Origin of the sequence: Pseudomonas frederiksbergensis (assembly GCF_003732275.1) — a bacterium.
Lineage (GTDB): Bacteria > Pseudomonadota > Gammaproteobacteria > Pseudomonadales > Pseudomonadaceae > Aquipseudomonas > Aquipseudomonas frederiksbergensis_H.
In genome coordinates, this window is the sequence record NZ_MOBM01000039.1 from 657,960 (window position 1) to 674,738 (window position 16,779).

Annotated in this window: 18 protein-coding genes; 7 read left to right on the forward strand and 11 right to left on the reverse strand. The window is 58.1% G+C overall.

The window, feature by feature from the left end:
• Positions 1-63: 63 nt before the first annotated feature.
• The 3 genes from BK662_RS29135 (at position 64) to BK662_RS29145 (ending at position 1,590) form a co-directional block, all read left to right on the forward strand.
• Complete coding sequence (locus BK662_RS29135) at positions 64-438, forward strand: YajD family HNH nuclease (protein ID WP_123360399.1); 375 nt, start codon at positions 64-66, stop codon at positions 436-438.
• Positions 439-649: 211 nt separating this feature from the next.
• Complete coding sequence (locus tag BK662_RS29140) at positions 650-1,120, forward strand: RNA methyltransferase (protein ID WP_123360400.1); 471 nt, start codon at positions 650-652, stop codon at positions 1,118-1,120.
• Between the two features lie 92 nt (positions 1,121-1,212).
• Positions 1,213-1,590, forward strand: a complete 378-nt coding sequence (locus tag BK662_RS29145; protein WP_123360401.1) for a YgaP family membrane protein — start codon at positions 1,213-1,215, stop codon at positions 1,588-1,590.
• Positions 1,591-1,686: 96 nt separating this feature from the next.
• Here BK662_RS29145 and BK662_RS29150 read toward each other — a convergent pair whose 3' ends face one another.
• Positions 1,687-2,916: a hypothetical protein gene (locus BK662_RS29150; protein ID WP_123360402.1), complete on the reverse strand. Its 1,230-nt coding sequence runs from the start codon at positions 2,914-2,916 to the stop codon at positions 1,687-1,689.
• Positions 2,917-3,052: 136 nt separating this feature from the next.
• Entirely contained in the window at positions 3,053-3,502 is a 450-nt protein-coding gene (locus BK662_RS29155) for a YcgN family cysteine cluster protein (protein ID WP_038979355.1), read from the reverse strand.
• Between the two features lie 279 nt (positions 3,503-3,781).
• On the opposite strand from BK662_RS29155, the gene BK662_RS29160 reads away from it, so the two are divergent.
• Positions 3,782-4,375 (forward strand): nitroreductase family protein, encoded by a 594-nt coding sequence (locus tag BK662_RS29160; protein WP_123360403.1) that lies wholly within the window; start codon positions 3,782-3,784, stop codon positions 4,373-4,375.
• Between the two features lie 63 nt (positions 4,376-4,438).
• Here BK662_RS29160 and BK662_RS29165 read toward each other — a convergent pair whose 3' ends face one another.
• The 6 genes from BK662_RS29165 to BK662_RS29190 form a co-directional block, all read right to left on the reverse strand.
• Positions 4,439-5,371 (reverse strand): D-2-hydroxyacid dehydrogenase, encoded by a 933-nt coding sequence (locus tag BK662_RS29165; protein ID WP_123360404.1) that lies wholly within the window; start codon positions 5,369-5,371, stop codon positions 4,439-4,441.
• A gap of 120 nt (positions 5,372-5,491) precedes the next feature.
• Complete coding sequence (locus BK662_RS29170; protein ID WP_007898694.1) at positions 5,492-5,785, reverse strand: YcgL domain-containing protein; 294 nt, start codon at positions 5,783-5,785, stop codon at positions 5,492-5,494.
• A complete protein-coding gene (gene rnd / locus BK662_RS29175; RefSeq protein WP_123360405.1) occupies positions 5,782-6,915 on the reverse strand; it encodes a ribonuclease D in 1,134 nt (377 codons plus the stop codon). Before rnd ends, BK662_RS29170 begins: the two co-directional genes overlap by 4 nt.
• 181 nt (positions 6,916-7,096) lie before the next feature.
• Entirely contained in the window at positions 7,097-7,759 is a 663-nt protein-coding gene (locus tag BK662_RS29180; protein WP_123360406.1) for a class I SAM-dependent methyltransferase, read from the reverse strand.
• A 73-nt stretch (positions 7,760-7,832) separates the two neighbouring features.
• Complete coding sequence (locus BK662_RS29185; RefSeq protein ID WP_123360732.1) at positions 7,833-9,482, reverse strand: phosphoethanolamine transferase; 1,650 nt, start codon at positions 9,480-9,482, stop codon at positions 7,833-7,835.
• Positions 9,483-9,649: 167 nt separating this feature from the next.
• A complete protein-coding gene (locus BK662_RS29190; RefSeq protein ID WP_123360407.1) occupies positions 9,650-11,032 on the reverse strand; it encodes a glutamine synthetase family protein in 1,383 nt (460 codons plus the stop codon).
• A 536-nt stretch (positions 11,033-11,568) separates the two neighbouring features.
• Between BK662_RS29190 and BK662_RS29200 the strand changes: the two genes are divergently transcribed.
• From BK662_RS29200 to BK662_RS29210, 3 genes are all read left to right on the forward strand, one after another.
• A complete protein-coding gene (locus BK662_RS29200; RefSeq protein ID WP_123360408.1) occupies positions 11,569-12,753 on the forward strand; it encodes a cyanate transporter in 1,185 nt (394 codons plus the stop codon).
• A gap of 15 nt (positions 12,754-12,768) precedes the next feature.
• Entirely contained in the window at positions 12,769-13,716 is a 948-nt protein-coding gene (locus BK662_RS29205; protein ID WP_123360409.1) for a DMT family transporter, read from the forward strand.
• Positions 13,717-13,863: 147 nt separating this feature from the next.
• Positions 13,864-14,799, forward strand: a complete 936-nt coding sequence (locus BK662_RS29210) for a LysR family transcriptional regulator (RefSeq protein WP_123360410.1) — start codon at positions 13,864-13,866, stop codon at positions 14,797-14,799.
• A gap of 2 nt (positions 14,800-14,801) precedes the next feature.
• Here the strand turns inward: BK662_RS29210 and BK662_RS29215 are convergent, their stop codons facing one another.
• The 3 genes from BK662_RS29215 to BK662_RS29225 all read right to left on the reverse strand — a co-directional run bounded on the left by BK662_RS29215 (position 14,802) and on the right by BK662_RS29225 (position 16,498).
• Positions 14,802-15,167, reverse strand: coding sequence for a 5-carboxymethyl-2-hydroxymuconate Delta-isomerase (locus BK662_RS29215; protein WP_123360411.1), 366 nt, complete (start codon positions 15,165-15,167; stop codon positions 14,802-14,804).
• Between the two features lie 60 nt (positions 15,168-15,227).
• Positions 15,228-16,154 (reverse strand): LysR substrate-binding domain-containing protein, encoded by a 927-nt coding sequence (locus tag BK662_RS29220; RefSeq protein WP_123360412.1) that lies wholly within the window; start codon positions 16,152-16,154, stop codon positions 15,228-15,230.
• A 152-nt stretch (positions 16,155-16,306) separates the two neighbouring features.
• Positions 16,307-16,498, reverse strand: a complete 192-nt coding sequence (locus BK662_RS29225) for a YegP family protein (protein ID WP_008074435.1) — start codon at positions 16,496-16,498, stop codon at positions 16,307-16,309.
• Between the last annotated feature and the right edge of the window lie 281 nt (positions 16,499-16,779).

Genomic DNA, 16,779 nt, shown 5'->3' on the forward strand with positions numbered 1-16,779 from the left:
AAGTGATGACAGGCCCTACACTTGGCTCATAACCGTCATTAGTCTTTTTACAAAGGTGAACCCATGAGTTCGTCAACGCCTCCGTCCAACACGTCGAAGCTGGACCGCATCCTTGCCGACAACCAACGCGACAAGGAAATGGGTTACCGCGACAAGGCCCTGAAGATGTACCCGCACGTGTGCGGCCGCTGCGCCCGTGAGTTCTCCGGCAAACGCCTGAGCGAACTGACCGTGCATCACCGCGACCACAACCATGACAACAACCCTCAGGATGGCTCGAACTGGGAGCTGTTGTGCCTGTATTGCCACGACAACGAACACTCGCGTTATACCGATCAGCAGTATTTCGATGAAGGTTCGCTGAGTACACCGAAGATTGCCAAGGCGACGCACAACCCGTTTGCGGCGTTGGCGGGGTTGATGAAGAAAGAAGATTAAAGATCTTCAGTGCCCTAACTGGCCTCATCGCGAGCAGGCTCGCTCCCACAGGGGATCTTCTGTGCATATAGTACTTGTGAACACCCAAGATCCAATGTGGGAGCGAGCCTGCTCGCGATAGCAATTGCTCAGACACCACCAATCTCCAAACTGAACACCCCTCCCCCAATCCCCGTATAATCGCCGTTTTTTCCCCGAAGGCACCCCGCTCGTGGCAGATAAACGGTACAGCTGCATTGGTTTGTACAACCCCAAATCACCGGAGAACGTCGGTTCGGTAATGCGCGCCGCCGGCTGCTATGGCGTGGCGTCGGTGTTTTACACCGGCAAGCGCTATGAACGCGCTGCCGATTTCGTCACCGACACCAAGAAAGTCCATTACGACATTCCGCTGATCGGCATCGACGACCTGAAGAGAATCCTGCCCCTGGGCTGTGTCCCGGTCGCTGTTGAACTGGTCGACGGCGCCCGCTCGCTGCCGGAATACACGCACCCGGATCGCGCCCTCTACATCTTCGGCCCCGAAGACGGCTCGCTGGATAAAGAAATCCGTGACTGGTGCGAAGACGTGGTCTACATCCCGACCACCGGCTGCATGAATCTGGCGGCCACCGTCAACGTTGTGCTGTACGACCGCATGGCCAAGGGCAACAACACCCGCTCGGGGCCGAAATTCCGCTGAATTGCCGCATATTCGATGGAACAAGCCGCTCGCCCAGGCAGTCAGCTAAATATCTATTGCTGAAGCAACCCTTCCCTGCCTGGAGACAGATCATGCGCGAGTTCAATCCTGTAGAACGTATCGAAACCACCCCGTTCCAGAGCCCTTCCGTACAGAACGTTCATGGTTGGGAGCGCGCCGGCTCCCTGGCGGGCGGCGTGGTCATGCTGAGCAAGGGCCTGCGACGCGGCGGCGTGTTCGGATTGATTGAAATAGCCATCGGCGGCATGGCCCTGGCCCGGGGAATCACTGGGCATTGCTCGGCGAAAAGGCTGTTGGAAAAGAACCGTCAGGACATGAAAAACGCACGCGCGAGAATCGAGCGCGCCGGGGATGAGCTGGCCCGCATGAAAGCCAATGCCGAAGCGGCGACCAGCACGGCGACCGTGACGGGAAATGATTCGTTGAATTCGCCGAAGGCTGGGGTTTAACCCTTTTAGATCAAAAGATCGCAGCCTTCGGCAGCTCCTACAGGTGGTACACCATCCCAATGTAGGAGCTGCCGAAGGCTGCGATCTTTTGATTTTTTATTGCAACAATCCGGTATCAAGCACCTTGGAAGACTCGCCAATAACGCTTTCCGCGAGCTGAACGAATGCCTTCGTATCCACACTCTCCAACTGCATCGCCCCACGCAGCACATCATCGAGCGAGCGCTTGTTGCGGGTCTTCAGGCGAATCTCGCGGTCCAGTTCCTGTAGCAACACCACCGCTTTGGCCACCTGCGCCGGGTTGATCTGCTCACCGCGCAACGTGCTGACCTTCTGGCTGTCCTTGACCAACTTGCTGTGTAGGCTTTCATACCGCTCATCACTCATGCCGCCTGCGCGGCGCACCAGTTCGATGGCGTAATACTCGGCAACCCCTTCGCTGATCCAGTCGCTGCGCTGGCTGTCGTTGATCCGCCCGAACACTTGAGCCAATTCACGCACCAAGGCACTGCTGCCGCTTTCGCTGACCAGCGGCAGACGCGTGTTCAGGTAGATCGATTCATGCGCGGCCAGGCTGCCGCGCCACATCGGGTCGTTGGCGCCGACAATCAGCAACTTGCTGGGATGACGCGGAAAAGTTTCCTGCACTTGCGGCCAGACAAAGGTCAGCAGCGTCAGCACGTCCATGCGGCGCATGCCCTGCCCCTGTGGCGAGGCGACGGTGACTTCGGTTTCTCCCAGCCGCGTGCGGCGGCTGCCGAGGTGGCCGGCGAGCATCCAGCCAGTGGGACGATCGAACAGGCGCGAGACGTTGTCGATCCGGAACTTGTTCTTACCGATCCGCGGCCAGGCGGTTTCGACGCTTTTCCAACCGGTGGGCAATTCGAATTCAAGGCGTGAGACCAGCTCGATACCGTCCTGTTGATCGAGTTTGGCCGCGGGCACCAGGTCATCGCCACGCATCAGCGCCCAGTTCGGCGTCATTCGGGTGTCGAAGCTGCCGCTCTTGCGCCCATGGCTGATGCGCACGCGGTAGGTCAGGCTGGCCTTTTCGGCGGTCGGACGCCAGACACCACGGGCCTGTTTGCCCGGTGTGAGCTGCCATTGGCCATCGGCCTTGAAATCACTGTAGTGACTGCCATCGCCCAAGTCGAAATCCAGACTGCGCACCGCCGAGCCCTGGGCCAGGGTCAGGCGCACTTCGGCCTGATCGCTTTGCGGCAACAGGCGCACGTGATAATCCAGATCGACTTTCTTCGCCGCCCATACAGGCAAACTCAGGGCCAGCAGCCCGACAGCCAACGCCCGCCGCACTCCCACAGCCATACACACTCCTATTGTGGCGAGCGAGCTTGCTCGCGCTGGGCTGCGTAGCGGCCCCGAATTTTTGTCATCACTTCCTATTTTGTGAGTGCTACGCACTCAAGCGCGAGCAAGCTCCCTCGCCACAAAGCAATGGGAATCAACCCGCGCGAAAAATCAGATGGTCTTCCCAATCGTCTTCGGCCACGCTGCCCTCGGCGAGCATGCGCCCGGACTGGGAAATACGTTCGTGATGCACCGCCTCGCGATCACCGCATACCAAGTGATGCCAGAGCGGTAAATCCTTGCCTTCGCTGACCAGTCGATAACCGCAGGTCGGCGGCAGCCATTTGAACTCATCGGCCTTGCCCGGCGTGAGCTGGATGCAATCGGGCACAAAGTCGCGGCGGTTGGGGTAATCGGTACACTGACAGGTTTTGAGGTCCAGCAGTTTGCAGGCGATACGCGTGTAGTAGACGGAGTTGTCGTCTTCGTCCTCGAGTTTTTGCAGGCAGCACAGGCCACAGCCATCGCACAGCGATTCCCATTCCTCTTGATCGAGTTGATCGAGGGTTTTGCGTATCCAGAACGGTTCGACTTTGGCGGCCATGGCTCAAGCATCAACATCAGGTGGTGAAAAGGCCGCCAGTCTAGTGCCAAGGCACCGGCGGGCCAAGCATTGGCGACTGCCGGTACACGGCACTTGTGAGTTTTTGCGCCGCCCGGTAGCTTTGCCAGCTGCAAAGAGCCCTGCCCACGTGCCATTAACGCTCAACCGCGTTGCATTCAGGTGAACGGCCCAGGCTCTCGAAAAACTCTATCGCTCAGCTCAACTGCGCCCGCCGGTTTTTTAGACGACCCTCACTTTCAGACGTAAAGGAATCTCTTGATGAGCGCTAACCCACGCGTTGCCGATTACGCCATTCACCCTCAGTTCACCGATCGCTGGTCGCCCCGCGCCTTCACCGGCGAAACCATTGCCGAAGAGACGCTGCTGAGCTTCTTCGAAGCCGCACGCTGGGCACCTTCGGCGTATAACTCGCAGCCTTGGCGGTTTCTCTATGCGCGTCGCGACACGCCGAACTGGGAGCGTTACCTGGGCCTGTTGAATGAATTCAACCGCAGTTGGGCGCAGCATGCCTCGGCGCTGGTGATCGTGGTCTCGAAAACCACCTTTGCGATACCTGGCGCCACCGAAGAAACACCGGCGCTATGGCACACCTTCGATACCGGTTCGGCCTGGGGCCACCTGGCGCTGCAAGCGAGCATCAGCGGCTGGCACACGCACGGCATGGCTGGTTTCGATCAGGAACTGACCCGCAAAGAGCTGAATATTCCTGAGGGCTATGCGCTGCACGCGGCGGTGGCGATCGGCAAGCTGGGCGACAAGGCGACGCTGGCCGAGTACCTGCAAGCGCGCGAAGAGCCAAGCCCGCGTCGTCCGCTGAGCGAGTTGGCGGCTGAAGGTGATTTCACCCTCTAACCAACGATGAAGTTCAAATGTGGGAGCGGGCTTGCTCGCTCCCACATTTGATTGGTGGTGGATTCAATACCCGCGATTGAAATCCACTTCCCCGCGCAACGCTTCGCCCGCCTGATACGCCCGCAGGTTTTCGGCGAACAACTTCACCATCATCGGTGGCGACGTCGGTGCCGAACTGTGGCCGGTCAGCAGCAGGCCCCACGCGGTCCAGAACGGATGGCGTTGCGGCAGAGGTTCCTGACGGCAGACGTCGATCACGGCCCCGGCCAGATGCCCCTCCTTCAAGGCTTCCACCAGATCCGCATCGACCACCGCCACGCCGCGCCCAACGTTGATGAACAATCCGGTCGGCTTGAACTGCTTGAACAGTGCGGCGTCGTACAGGTCGTGAGTATTGGGGGTATTGGGCAGCAGATTGATCACGTAATCCACTTCACCGACCAGACGCGGCAGATCAGCCAGGCTTGCGACTTCGACAAACGGCGTCTGCTCGCGGGCTTCGCTGGCGATGCCATACAACTCGACGCCAAACGGCAGCAGAAACTGCGCCACGGTCTGGCCGATATCACCGGTGCCGACGATCAACACCTTGCGTCCGGCCAGGCTTTGACCCTGGCGGTTGTCCCACTTTCGCTCGACCTGGCTGACCAGCCGCGCCAGTACTTCGCGCTCGTGGCCGAGCATGTAAGTCAGTACGTATTCGGCCATAACCTGACCGAAAATTCCTACCGCGCGAGTCAGGCGATAGTGCCGTGGCAGGCCGTCGGCCAGCAACGGCGTGATGCCGGCCCAGGTCGACTGCAGCCATGCCGGCGTGTGGCCCTGGCGCAACAGTGTCGCCAGCAGGTCCGGCTGACCGAGCCAGACCTGGCAATCGGCGGCCTGACGGGCCAGTTCGGCGGAGTCGCCGCTGGTCAGTACTTCCAGATCAGGCGCTGCCTGACGCAACAGTTGGGCATACACAGGGTGGTCGTGTTCAGCAATCAGAACGCGCATGGTTCAAACCTTTCAAAAACAGTGCAGACGGCCGCCGACGGAGTATCACTCCATCGCCCTGGCCATCGCCAAAATCATTCCAGTATTTCATACAGGCTCTGAACAGAGCCTGTCTGCCGATCACATCGGGTCGTTGCGTCGCAGCAATTCTTCCGGCAGATGCTCGATGTATTCGTCTTCGGCCGGCGGCATTTGCAGGTGGTAGCCCTGCTTCTCAAGGTTTTCCAGCACCACAGTGATGTCTTCGCGCGACAGCTTGCGCTCGGGCGTCAGCACCAGATCGAAAGCGTGATGCGGTTTGCCGAAGGCCGCCATCAGGCTTTCCGGAACGCGCTCCAGTGCATCGCTTTTGAGCACATAGAGGTACATCTCGTTTTTCTTCAGGCTTCGATAGATGGAGCAAATACGTTTCAAGGCTGTTCTCCGGCGGTGGCCAGGCTGTCGAGCAGCGCCTGGCCCATCAACTCGCGGCGCCAGCCACGCAGCGAATCAGGCAATTGGTAAGGACCATTGGGGAAGCCGCTCTTGAGCAGCGCTTCCAGGGTTTTCTTGCGCAGCATCAGCTCTGGCGCGATGTTCAGGCGTTCGGCTTCGGCCTGGCCGATCGCGCGCAGCTGTTTGACCAGCGCGGCGGCATCCACCGGCAACGGCTCCGGCACCGCAGGTGGCCATTGATCAGGCGACACACTGCCAGAGCGCTTGATCAGATCAAGCAGAAATTCGCCGTCCTGACGCACGGTACGCGGGTGCATGTCTTCGATTTTCGCCAGCGCGCCGAGGTTGTCCGGTTGCGTGCGCGCCAACGGCCACAGGGAATGTTCACGGACGATGCGGTTGCGCGGCAGATCACGGGCACGGGCCTGCGTCTCACGCCAGGCGCAAAGTTCACGCAACACGGCGAGTTGGGCGCGGGACAGTTTCCAGGCCAGTTTGGCGTCGCGATAGACCTCATACGGGTCGACCTCGCGACGCAGATTGGCCACCAGCTCGGCACCGTCTTCCAAAACCCAGGCGTATTTTTCGTCAGAAAGCTTCGGACGCAGCTGTACGAAAACTTCCGCCAGGTGCAAGGCATCTTCGGCGGCATAGCTGATCTGGGTGTCGGACAGAGGACGTTGCAGCCAGTCGGAACGGGTTTCACCCTTGGGCAGGTCGATGCCGAGCACTTCCTGCACCAGCCGCGAATAGCCCATGGAAAAACCGAGGTTCAGGTAAGCGGCGGCCAATTGGGTGTCGAACAGCGGCGCCGGCAGGCTGCCGGTCAGGCGCAGTAACACTTCGAGGTCTTCGCTGCACGCATGCACGACTTTGACCACGGCCGGGTTTTCCAGCAATGCGGCCAACGGCTGCCAATTGTCGATGGTCAGCGGATCAATCAGGTAAGCGCGTACGCCATCGCCGATCTGCAGCAGGCCGGCGATCGGGTAAAAGGTGTCGACCCGCATGAATTCGGTGTCGAGGGCAACGAATGGCAGCTGCTGCCACTCGGCACAAAACTGACCGAGGCTATCGTTGTCGCGAATCCAGTGAATATCGATGGCCACACGGCTCTCCCTTGAAGAATGGCGCGCAGTATATATCGCCCCCGGCGATTTCCGCGCATCCACTGAACAAGAGCTTTAGCGAAAATACCTGCTGGACCACAAGAATAGTCTGACAGGAGGAGACAAGGGGGCGTTCTCAATTAGTTTCCCCGCCGGTGTGGAAACTAATTGAGAACGCCCCCTAGCTGCCCTTACGCAGCACGTAGACCCGCATCCGCGCACAACCCGGCAGGAAGTCCTGATGGTTGAGCAAGTGGAAACCCGCCTGCCTGAACTCTGCCTCAAGTTCGGCCTTGCTCGCCTGTGGCTGGACCTCTGCGCCCTCCCCATCCGATCGGCGGAGCTTGAAACGCCCATCAACCCGCACCGCCACAATCACGGTATCGCGACTGACCCGGTGGAACTCGCCCAGCATGGCCAACCGATGCTCAGGACTGACGATGCGTTGAAACAGTTGCATGCAAAAAATGCAATCAACCGCGTTCTCCGACAAACCGATGGTGAAGGCTGAACTCTGAAAGGTCTTGACCCGTTCCAGCAGGTGCTGCGGATGGTGGGTGCGGGCATGATCGAGCATGTCCTGAGACGGATCAGTCGCAAGAATCACCCGATTCGCATGCTCGGCCAGTATCGACCAGAAGCGCCCGGCACCGCAGGCCACATCAAGAATCAATCCCGGTTCGCCGGCGACCTGAAGCGCGTTACGCACCAGTTGCTCGTCGCGCCAGAACGTCAAACGCCCTGCCAGGCCACGCGGTCGCGACTGAAGGCAGACGCGAGCGTGTTCCTGATCGTAGCGCCGGGCGAACTCGAGTTCGATGGCGGATGGGGGCTGCGCGGACATGTGCAAGGGCTCTTGTTGGACGTTCCAGGCGCCGCAGGTTAGCGGTCGCTACGTGAAAAAAAGGTCGAATCATTCATTTTTTGGCCAGAACACCGTCGATCACTGCACCGCGACAACCGGCAAACATGTCCAGCCCCGGGTCGTAGACCTTGCTGTTGACCTCCAGCAGGCCAAGCATGGAATGGAACAGGTTGTCCTGGCTCAAGGGCTTTTCGCGACTCAGTTGCAGGCAATGGGTGTCGACCGAGAACGATTTTTGATAGCTGTCGGAGAACCATGCCAGCATCGCTACATGCTTCTGTTGTTCCGGCGCCAGCATGTAAGGCGTGCCATGAAGGAACAGGTTGTATTCGCCCAGCGATTCGCCGTGGTCCGACAGATAAAGCATCGCGGTATCGACTTTGTCCTGATTACTGCGCAACAAATCAATCAAGGTCGACAGCACATGGTCGGTATACACCAACGTGTTGTCGTAGCCATTGACGATACTTTCGCGGCTGCAATTGTTCAGTGCATTGCTTTCACACACCGGGGTGAAGTGTTCGTATTCTTTCGGGTAGCGCTTGAAGTATTCCGGACCGTGACTGCCCATTTGGTGCAGTACCAGCACGGTGTCTTTATCCAGCGTGTCAATGAAATGCTGCAAACCTTGCAGGAGAATTTCATCGCGGCACTCGCTATTGGCACACAGCACCGGATCTTTCAGGTTACTCACGTTGTCGACAGTGACTCGATCGCAAGTACCTTTGCAGCCTGACTGGTTATCCCGCCAGATAACCTCCAGACCCGCGTGTTTGAGCACGTCCAGCAGACCTTCCTCATTCTTCGCCTTGCTGGCGTTGTAATCCTTACGGCCCATGTTGGAGAACATGCAAGGCACCGACACGGCAGTTTCCGTGCCGCACGAATGCACATCGGTGAAGGCAATCAGGCCGGCCTCTTTATCCAGTTTGGGTGTGGTGTCGCGGTCATAACCCAGGATCCCGAAGTTCTCGGCCCGGGCACTTTCACCCACCACCAGTACCGTCAAGGATTTACGGTCGTGGGTCTGCCAGATCGGGTTTTTCCGAGCGTCTTCACCGATGTTGATGAAGGGCTGCCGGGCAGAAACTACTCGCTCGTGCAGATAACCGAACGAGGCTCCAATGTAGTTGCTTGGTACCACCATCAGGCGCAATTCATGGTGATTGCGAAACAACGACGACAAGCCTTGATAGTTGACCAAGGCTACACCACCAATCACCGCAACCGACGCCACACTCACCAATACTTTACTTAATAATTCACGGTGCCAGCGCCGATAGTGGACGGGAATCTTCCACAACAACCACGACGGCAAAATTCCGAGAAGTACAATATAAACAAACAATTTCGTGGACAGTAAGTCCCGTACTTCCGTGGCATTGGTTTCTGCGAAGTTGCGCAACATACCCGCGTCGATCAATACACCGTATTGGCTCATGAAATAAGCCACGCCGGCACTGATCAAAAAGATCAGCGTCAACAGGGGTTTCATCACTGGCCGGAATGCCAGCATGGTCAGCACAATGTTGAAGACCGCCAGGATCATCACCCCGAACGCGACACGCATGACGATGCCTTGACCGTCTGCAGCGGTGATATCGAAGAGGTGTTGCCAGAGAACTGAATTGAACCCTGCCAATAAAAAGGCACTGACAATCAACGTCACCCACTCGGGGCGCACGGCTTTGAACTTCAACATGATGAACGGCTGTTCCTGGAAAGAAGTGCCCACGGCAAATGTGAAAATTTCATTTACCGCGACAACACTAATTTTAAGCAGCCGACCATCAATTTTTCGTGAAAAAGAAGCCAACGAATAGTTGGTTCATGGCATTGGGCCAAAACTTTCAGCAATGAAAACCAGTTTCACGCCTGATGCAGATACCAGCGCCAGTCCTGCTCACCGACTTCACCCATGAACTGCCGGTATTCGGCACGTTTCACCGCCAGATACACGCCAAGAAATTCACTGCCGAATGCCTCCCGCGCCCAGTTCGATGCCTCCAGCGCTCGCAACGTAGTCAACCAGTCGGTGGGCAACAATTCCATAGACTGGGCGTACCCGTTACCTTCCACGGGTGATCCTGGGTCAAGCTGCTCGCGGATGCCGCGATGAATCCCGGCCAGGATCGACGCAGCCGCCAGGTACGGGTTGGCATCGGCACCACAGATGCGGTGCTCGATATGCCGAGAGAATGCCGGCCCGCCGGGCACCCGCAAACTCACGGTGCGGTTGTCCACGCCCCAGGTGGCCGCCAGTGGTGCGTAGCTGTTGGTCTGGAAACGACGGTACGAGTTGGCGTTCGGACAGAACAACAGCAATGAATCGAGCAACGTGCTGAGCATCCCGCCGACCGCTTGCTTAAGCAGCGGCGTGCCGTCCGGGGCTTCGCTGGCGAACAGGTTATTGCCGTTCTTGTCCGCCAGGCTGACGTGCATGTGCATGCCAGTGCCGGCCAGATCATCGAAAGGCTTGGCCATGAAACAGGCCGCCATCCCATGCTTGTGGGCCACACCCTTGACCAACCGTTTGTAGCGCACCGCTTCGTCCATCGCCTGTAAAGCATCGGTGCGGTGTTCGAGGGTGATTTCCACCTGCCCCGGCGCATATTCGGAGATCGCCGTGCGCGCCGGAATGCCCTGAAGTTTGCAGGCGCTGTAAAGGTCGGCCAGAAACGGCTCGATCTGCTCCAGCTCGCGCAAGCCATAAACTTGAGTCCCATGGGGGCGCCCGCCATCGACATCCCGCGCCGGCTGCGGCCGACCGTTGCTGTCGCGCTGCTGATCCAGCAAATAGAACTCCAGCTCCGCCGCCATCACCGGGTAATAACCGTCGGCCTGCAAACCTTCGATGACCTTGGCCAGCAGGTGCCGTGGGTCGGCGATGGTTGCGGGCATGCCCTCTTTTGGATGCATGCTGACCTGCACCGCCGCCGTGGGAATCAATCGCCACGGCATACGCTGCAAACTGCCGCTGATCGGGTAGGCCCGGCAATCGATATCACCGACGTCCCAGACCAGCCCGGAATTTTCTACATCATCGCCATTGATGGTCAGGCCCAGAATGGTGCTCGGCAGCGGCCGCCCGCTCTCGTACACCGCCAGCAGTTCATCGCGATGCAGCAGCTTGCCCCGTGGCACACCGTTGTTGTCGAGGATGAACAGCTCGAACATCTCGATATCCGGATTATGTTCCAGGAAGGACAGGGCTTCTTCTTTCGTGGCGAAGGATGTCGTGGCACAGCTCATGGGAATTCTCGTCTATCCGCGTCGGGCAAACGCACAGGCGCCGCCGGTTTGATCCCGGCGCACCGCGCGGGACCTGTCAGAACAATCAACGGGACATGCAGGAATCCGGCGGGCGGGCGTGGCGACAGTGCCACAGCGCCCAGAAGGCCAGTTCGGAGGGAAGTGCGACCGGACAACCGTCCATAGAGAAGACCGCAGTAAACAGATGAGCAGCAGCGTCACACGGGGGGTTAAGTCGTTAAATCGGGATTTGAAGAACCTTGGGTGTGGATTGGCTAAACATTCACTAAATGCCTTAAGTGAACAAAATCTACCAAACACCACATCCCCCTGTGGGAGCGAGCCTGCTCGCGAAGAGGCCATCACATTCAATATGTATGTTGACTGTCACACCGCTATTGCGAGCAGGCTCGCTCCCACATTGGATCTGCGTTGCATCACAGCTATTTAATTTTTAAATACCGCTCCAGACTTTCTGATTTGCCGCCTTCGGGGCTCGCGCGCCTAATCGGCTCCTTGTTTTTGAAGGTCCGATTATGGAAAACGTTCGCGCAACCTCCCGTCCTGCCTTCTGGCTGATGTTCGGTATCATTCTTGTCGCCCTGAACCTGCGTCCGTCCATGGCCGCTGTCGGTCCTTTGCTATCAGCCATTCGCGGTGATATCCCGCTGAGTTTCAGCCTGGCCTCTCTCCTGACGATGCTGCCAGTCATGGCCATGGGGCTGGCGATGTTCTTCGGTATCGGCGTCAGTCAGCGCCTGGGCGAGCAGCGCACCGTGGTGCTGTCACTGCTGATCATCGGCCTGGCCACGGTATCGCGGCTGTTCCTCGATTCGGCGGCGGAACTGATCTTGAGTGCCGTGTTGGCCGGCATCGGCATTGCGTTGATCCAGGCGTTGATGCCCGCCCTGATCAAGTCCCGTTTCAGCGACAACGTTTCCGTATGCATGGGCCTCTACGTGACGTCGATCATGGGCGGCGCGGCAATCGCCGCGTCGTTTGCGCCGCTGGTGATGACCCGCACCGACAGTTGGCGAATGGGCTTGGCGATCTGGGCGGCGCTGGCACTGGTGGCATTGCTGCTCTGGTGCGCTCAACGCTCGGGAATGCCGACGCTGGATGCCAAATCATCAGGCAAGGAATCCTTTTTCACCCATTCCCGCGCCTGGTTACTCGCGATCTTCTTCGGCCTCGGTACGGCGTCCTACACCTGTGTGCTGGCCTGGCTGGCGCCGTACTACGTGGAAAAAGGCTGGAGCGAACAACAGGCCGGTTTGTTGCTGGGCTTTTTGACGGCCATGGAAGTGTTGTCGGGGCTATTGGTACCCGCCATCGCCAACCGCAGTCGCGACCGGAGACTGGTGCTGGTGGTGTTGCTGACACTGATCATGGCCGGTTTCTGCGGGCTGATTCTGAGCCCGAAAAACCTGAGCCTGTTGTGGCCCTGCCTGCTTGGACTGGGCATCGGCGGGCTGTTCCCGATGAGCCTGATTGTGTCATTGGATCATCTGGACAATCCCCAACGCGCGGGCGGATTGACTGCCTTCGTGCAGGGCATCGGTTACCTGATTGCCGGCCTCTCGCCGCTGATGGCCGGGATAATTCGCGATCAGTTGGGCAGTTTCGAATGGGCCTGGTGGTCACTGACTGGCGTCATGGCGTTAATGATCCTGATGGCTCTGCGCTTCGATCCGCGGCATTACGCCAAACACATTCACTGACCCGGAAAACCCACCATGAAACGCACAGGTTTTGCTGCCGCTCATGTCGGCATGCTGCTCTGGGCACTATTGATTGCCGTCTCGTTTTCCGCGGCAGCCCAGGTCAGCCAGGCCATCGACCCGATTCTACTGACCGGTTTGCGCTTGCTGTTTTGCGCCCTGGTGTTTTTTCCCCTGCTGCTGTTCAAGGGCGACACCGCCATGAACATTCAAGGACTGCTCAGCCATGCGGTGCTCGGTATGCTGTTGGCGCTGTATTTCGGCTCGTTGTTCGAAGCGCTGCGCTACACCTCGGCAGTGAGCACCGGAACGATGTTCACTCTGGTGCCGTTGCTGACGCTGCTGTTCGAAGCTTTCCTGATACCCGACAGCAGCCTGAAACAACGCGTATTGCCCATGCTGATTGCCGCAGTCGGTGCCGTGCTGCTGGTGTTGAAAGGCGCTGGCCCCGGCGAACTGCCGTCGCTGTATGCGGTGTCGGTGTATGGGATCGGTTGTTTGGCAATGGCGCTCTACTCGCCCCTGAGCCAACGGCTCAAGGCCAATAGCCTCAAGGGGCGCGGCCCGGTGGCCATGACCTTCTGGAACATGCTGTTCGGCGCGCTGTTTCTATTGGCGTTCTGTGGGTTCAGCGGCGGCTGGCGCTCGGCGTCGTTGCTGACCGCGAGCGATCTCTGGTGGTTGATATACCTGGCACTGTTCGCCACGCTGGCGACCTTCTGGCTACTGCATCGAGCCATTGGAATCATCGCCCCCTCCTCGGTCATTTCCTACATCTACCTGAGCACTCTGTTCATCACGCTGTTCCACTGGTTCTGGCTACGCCAGTCGCCACTAGCCCTGGAAATCATCGGCGCATTACTGGTGGGCATCGGCATGTTGGCGCTGCTAATATCCAGTCGCGACGCGATCCCCGCGCAGCCATCAGCGTTAAAGGCCTCTGGCCAGCTTTCAAGAGATTGAATTCATAGGTCGTGTTCGTAACATTTTCTGTCCCACAACTGACCATGAAAAATCCTACAAGGCATTCTCTTGGCACCATCGTTCCGTTAGGATCGTTCGCACACGTTTGCGCACAGTCAGCGCAAGGAGCACAGCGAGACAGAACGGATGCTGAACAGTAACTTGCTTAGAAAGCTCGATATGCAGGACCTCATGGTGTTTGTCGCCGTGTATGAGCAAAGCAGCGTCACCGGTGTGTCGGAGGCGCTCTGCGTCAGCCAGTCCACCGTGAGTTACTGCCTGAAAAAACTGCGCACCAGTTTCGAAGACGAATTATTCATCAATACCCGTATGGGTATGCGCCCCACCTACAAAGCCAGCACCATGCATACCCATGTGCTGAAAATTCTCGAAAGCATCAACCTGTGTCACGCCGGAGCGCCGACGTTCGACCCGACCTTGCAACCGGTCACCTTCAATATCTGCGCGCCGGAGTACTTCGAGCAGTTGATCCTGCCGCGCCTGTTGAAGAGCTTCGATTTCGCCGACCTGCCGGTAATGGTCAACATGCACAAGTTCGAAACCGACATTCCGGCTGAAGAGTTACGCGACGGTAGCCTTGACCTGGTGATCTGTTTCGGTCCGAACTTTCATCGCAGCCATACCGATTTCAACTCCAGGATGTTGCTACAAGACGATCTGGTTTGCGTCTTCGACAAACGCGCTACGCCGCTGGAACCGCGCTTGAGCCTGAAAGCATTTACTCAACGCCGGCATGTGTTCCCGACGCCTTGGACATCTACTACCAATATGGTCGACGGCTGGCTTGCTCAACAGGCCCACAAACGACAGATAGTCGCGCGCTCCAACAGCTACAGCGCGGCGCTGAAGATGATCACCGGCACCGATTACATCCTGACCTTGCCCCGACGCATCCAGCAATTGCTGGCCAACGAGGCAATCTTCAATCACTGCGAAGCGCCCAACAACTTACCGGGCTTCACCCTGGACATGCAGTGGAGTCAAAGCGTCGATCAGGACAGCGCCAACACCTGGTTACGCGAGCAAGTGATCAAAGCCTGCGCCGAGCAGGAAATGGCCTGAACTCAGAGGCCAATGGCAGTCTTGGTGTAGGACTCTCGATCGATGTCGAGGATTTCCACACACAGCTGGACCTCAACCCCCGCCGGCCATTCACACAAATCCTGCACCACGGCCAACAGGCTTTCAGACAACTGCTTTTTGATCTCCGGTGAACGACCGCTCAACAGCGCCAGCTTCACATGCACAAACGCTCGCTCGCCCAATGCGGTGCCAACCTTGAAACTCTCGACCTTCACTGCACGGCTCTTGATATCGAACTCGGCCGCAAACTGACCGGAAGCCATCAACGCATTATTGAGTCGGATCAACGCCATATCGGCATTCAGTTCGGGCAAGTTAGCGGTGTATTCCATGTGCAGGTGAGGCATGACAGGGCTCCTGAAGATTGGCAGAAAGGTTGTACATATAACACAGCGCCGCCGCCCTACTCACTGGGACAGCGGAAGGATCGGCCGCTCACTCATGAACGCCTCCAGACGCGACCGTAGCCACCGTTCAGCTGGATCGCTGTCAACATGGCTGAGCCAGACCATGGACAGGTCCAGGGTCGGCGTCTTGAACGGAAACGGCTCCTTGAATAGTTGGCCTGACGCGGCCATCGCTTCGGCCGTGTAATCCGGCAGGCTGGCGATCAGATCGGTGCCGGCGAGCAAGGCCGGCAACGAGCTGTATTGCGGGACGGACAGCACTACGTGGCGCGTACGACCAATCTCCGCCAGCCATTCATCGGCGTAGCCACTGACATTGGCAGTGTGGGACACCAGCACATGCGGCCGCGAGCAATATTCATCGAGGCTCAGCGGTGTGTCCGATGCGTCTGCACGCAAAATACTGGGCTGGATGTTTCGCAGCAATTTGCGCTTGGCGTTGGCTGGCAAGCCCCGGGTCTGGCTGATACCAACGGTGATATCGCCAGACGCCAGCAGGTCCGGAATGCGCCAGTAGTCGACATGCTGGACCACGAACACCACCTTCGGCGCTTCCTGGCGCAAAGCACGCAGTAGCGGCGGCAACAGGCCGAACTCGACATCGTCCGACAGCCCGATGCGAAACGTCATGGTGCTGCTGAGCGGATCGAAATCGTGGGTCAGGCTCAAGGCCACCGACAGCGAATCCAGCGCCGGTGACAGGTGCTGAATGATCTCCTCGGCCCGCGCCGTCGGCTCCATGCGATGGCCGACCCGAATGAACAGCGGATCGTTGAACATCGTCCGCAAGCGGTTCAGCGCCGCACTGATGGTCGGCTGACCGAGAAACAGCTTCTCCGCCACCCGTGTGACGTTGCGCTCAAGCATCAATGTCTCGAATACCACCATCAGGTTGATGTCGGCCTTGCGCAGTTCGTTGCGGTTCATCCATTGCACCCCAGTCCCCAAGACTGGAGACAGTTTAGGGAGGTGTGGCAATCGGCGTCTATGCTGGCTGGCAAATGACCTGACCCATAAAAACCTGGGAGCCCGGGGAAAAACGAAGCTGCTCTGATTGAGCAGCTTCACCGCCCTGGAGTCTATATCTCCTTGACCGGGGTCTGATCATGAGTCCCTTTGATCAAACTGATGGCATGCACGCAATCAGACTTGTTGACGTAAGCCTCCCCACTGGCAATCGTTTCATGATTCCCCGCCCGCAAACGCCAGCGCCATTGGCCCTTGCCAGTTTGTGCGATACCACGGGTTTGCCTGTAAATCTCAAAATACATTGATCGCTCCTTGCGACTGCTGATTACGACAGATCAGTGACCTGCGAAACCAGAGTAGATGAGGAATTTTTGAGGCAATGGCTTTCAATGTCAGGGGATGTTTCGGAGAAAAACCCTTGATTCGCGGGACGATCAATAGATACGGGGGGTGGTAATTAAAGAGACTCGGTGACGTCAGCTTTCCCGTAAATATGCATATTTTTCTTACGCTGTTGGCCTGATTTATCCGACACCAAAAATTTGGGGTAAAAAGTCGGAGGAGCGCGAAATGGTCCAATATA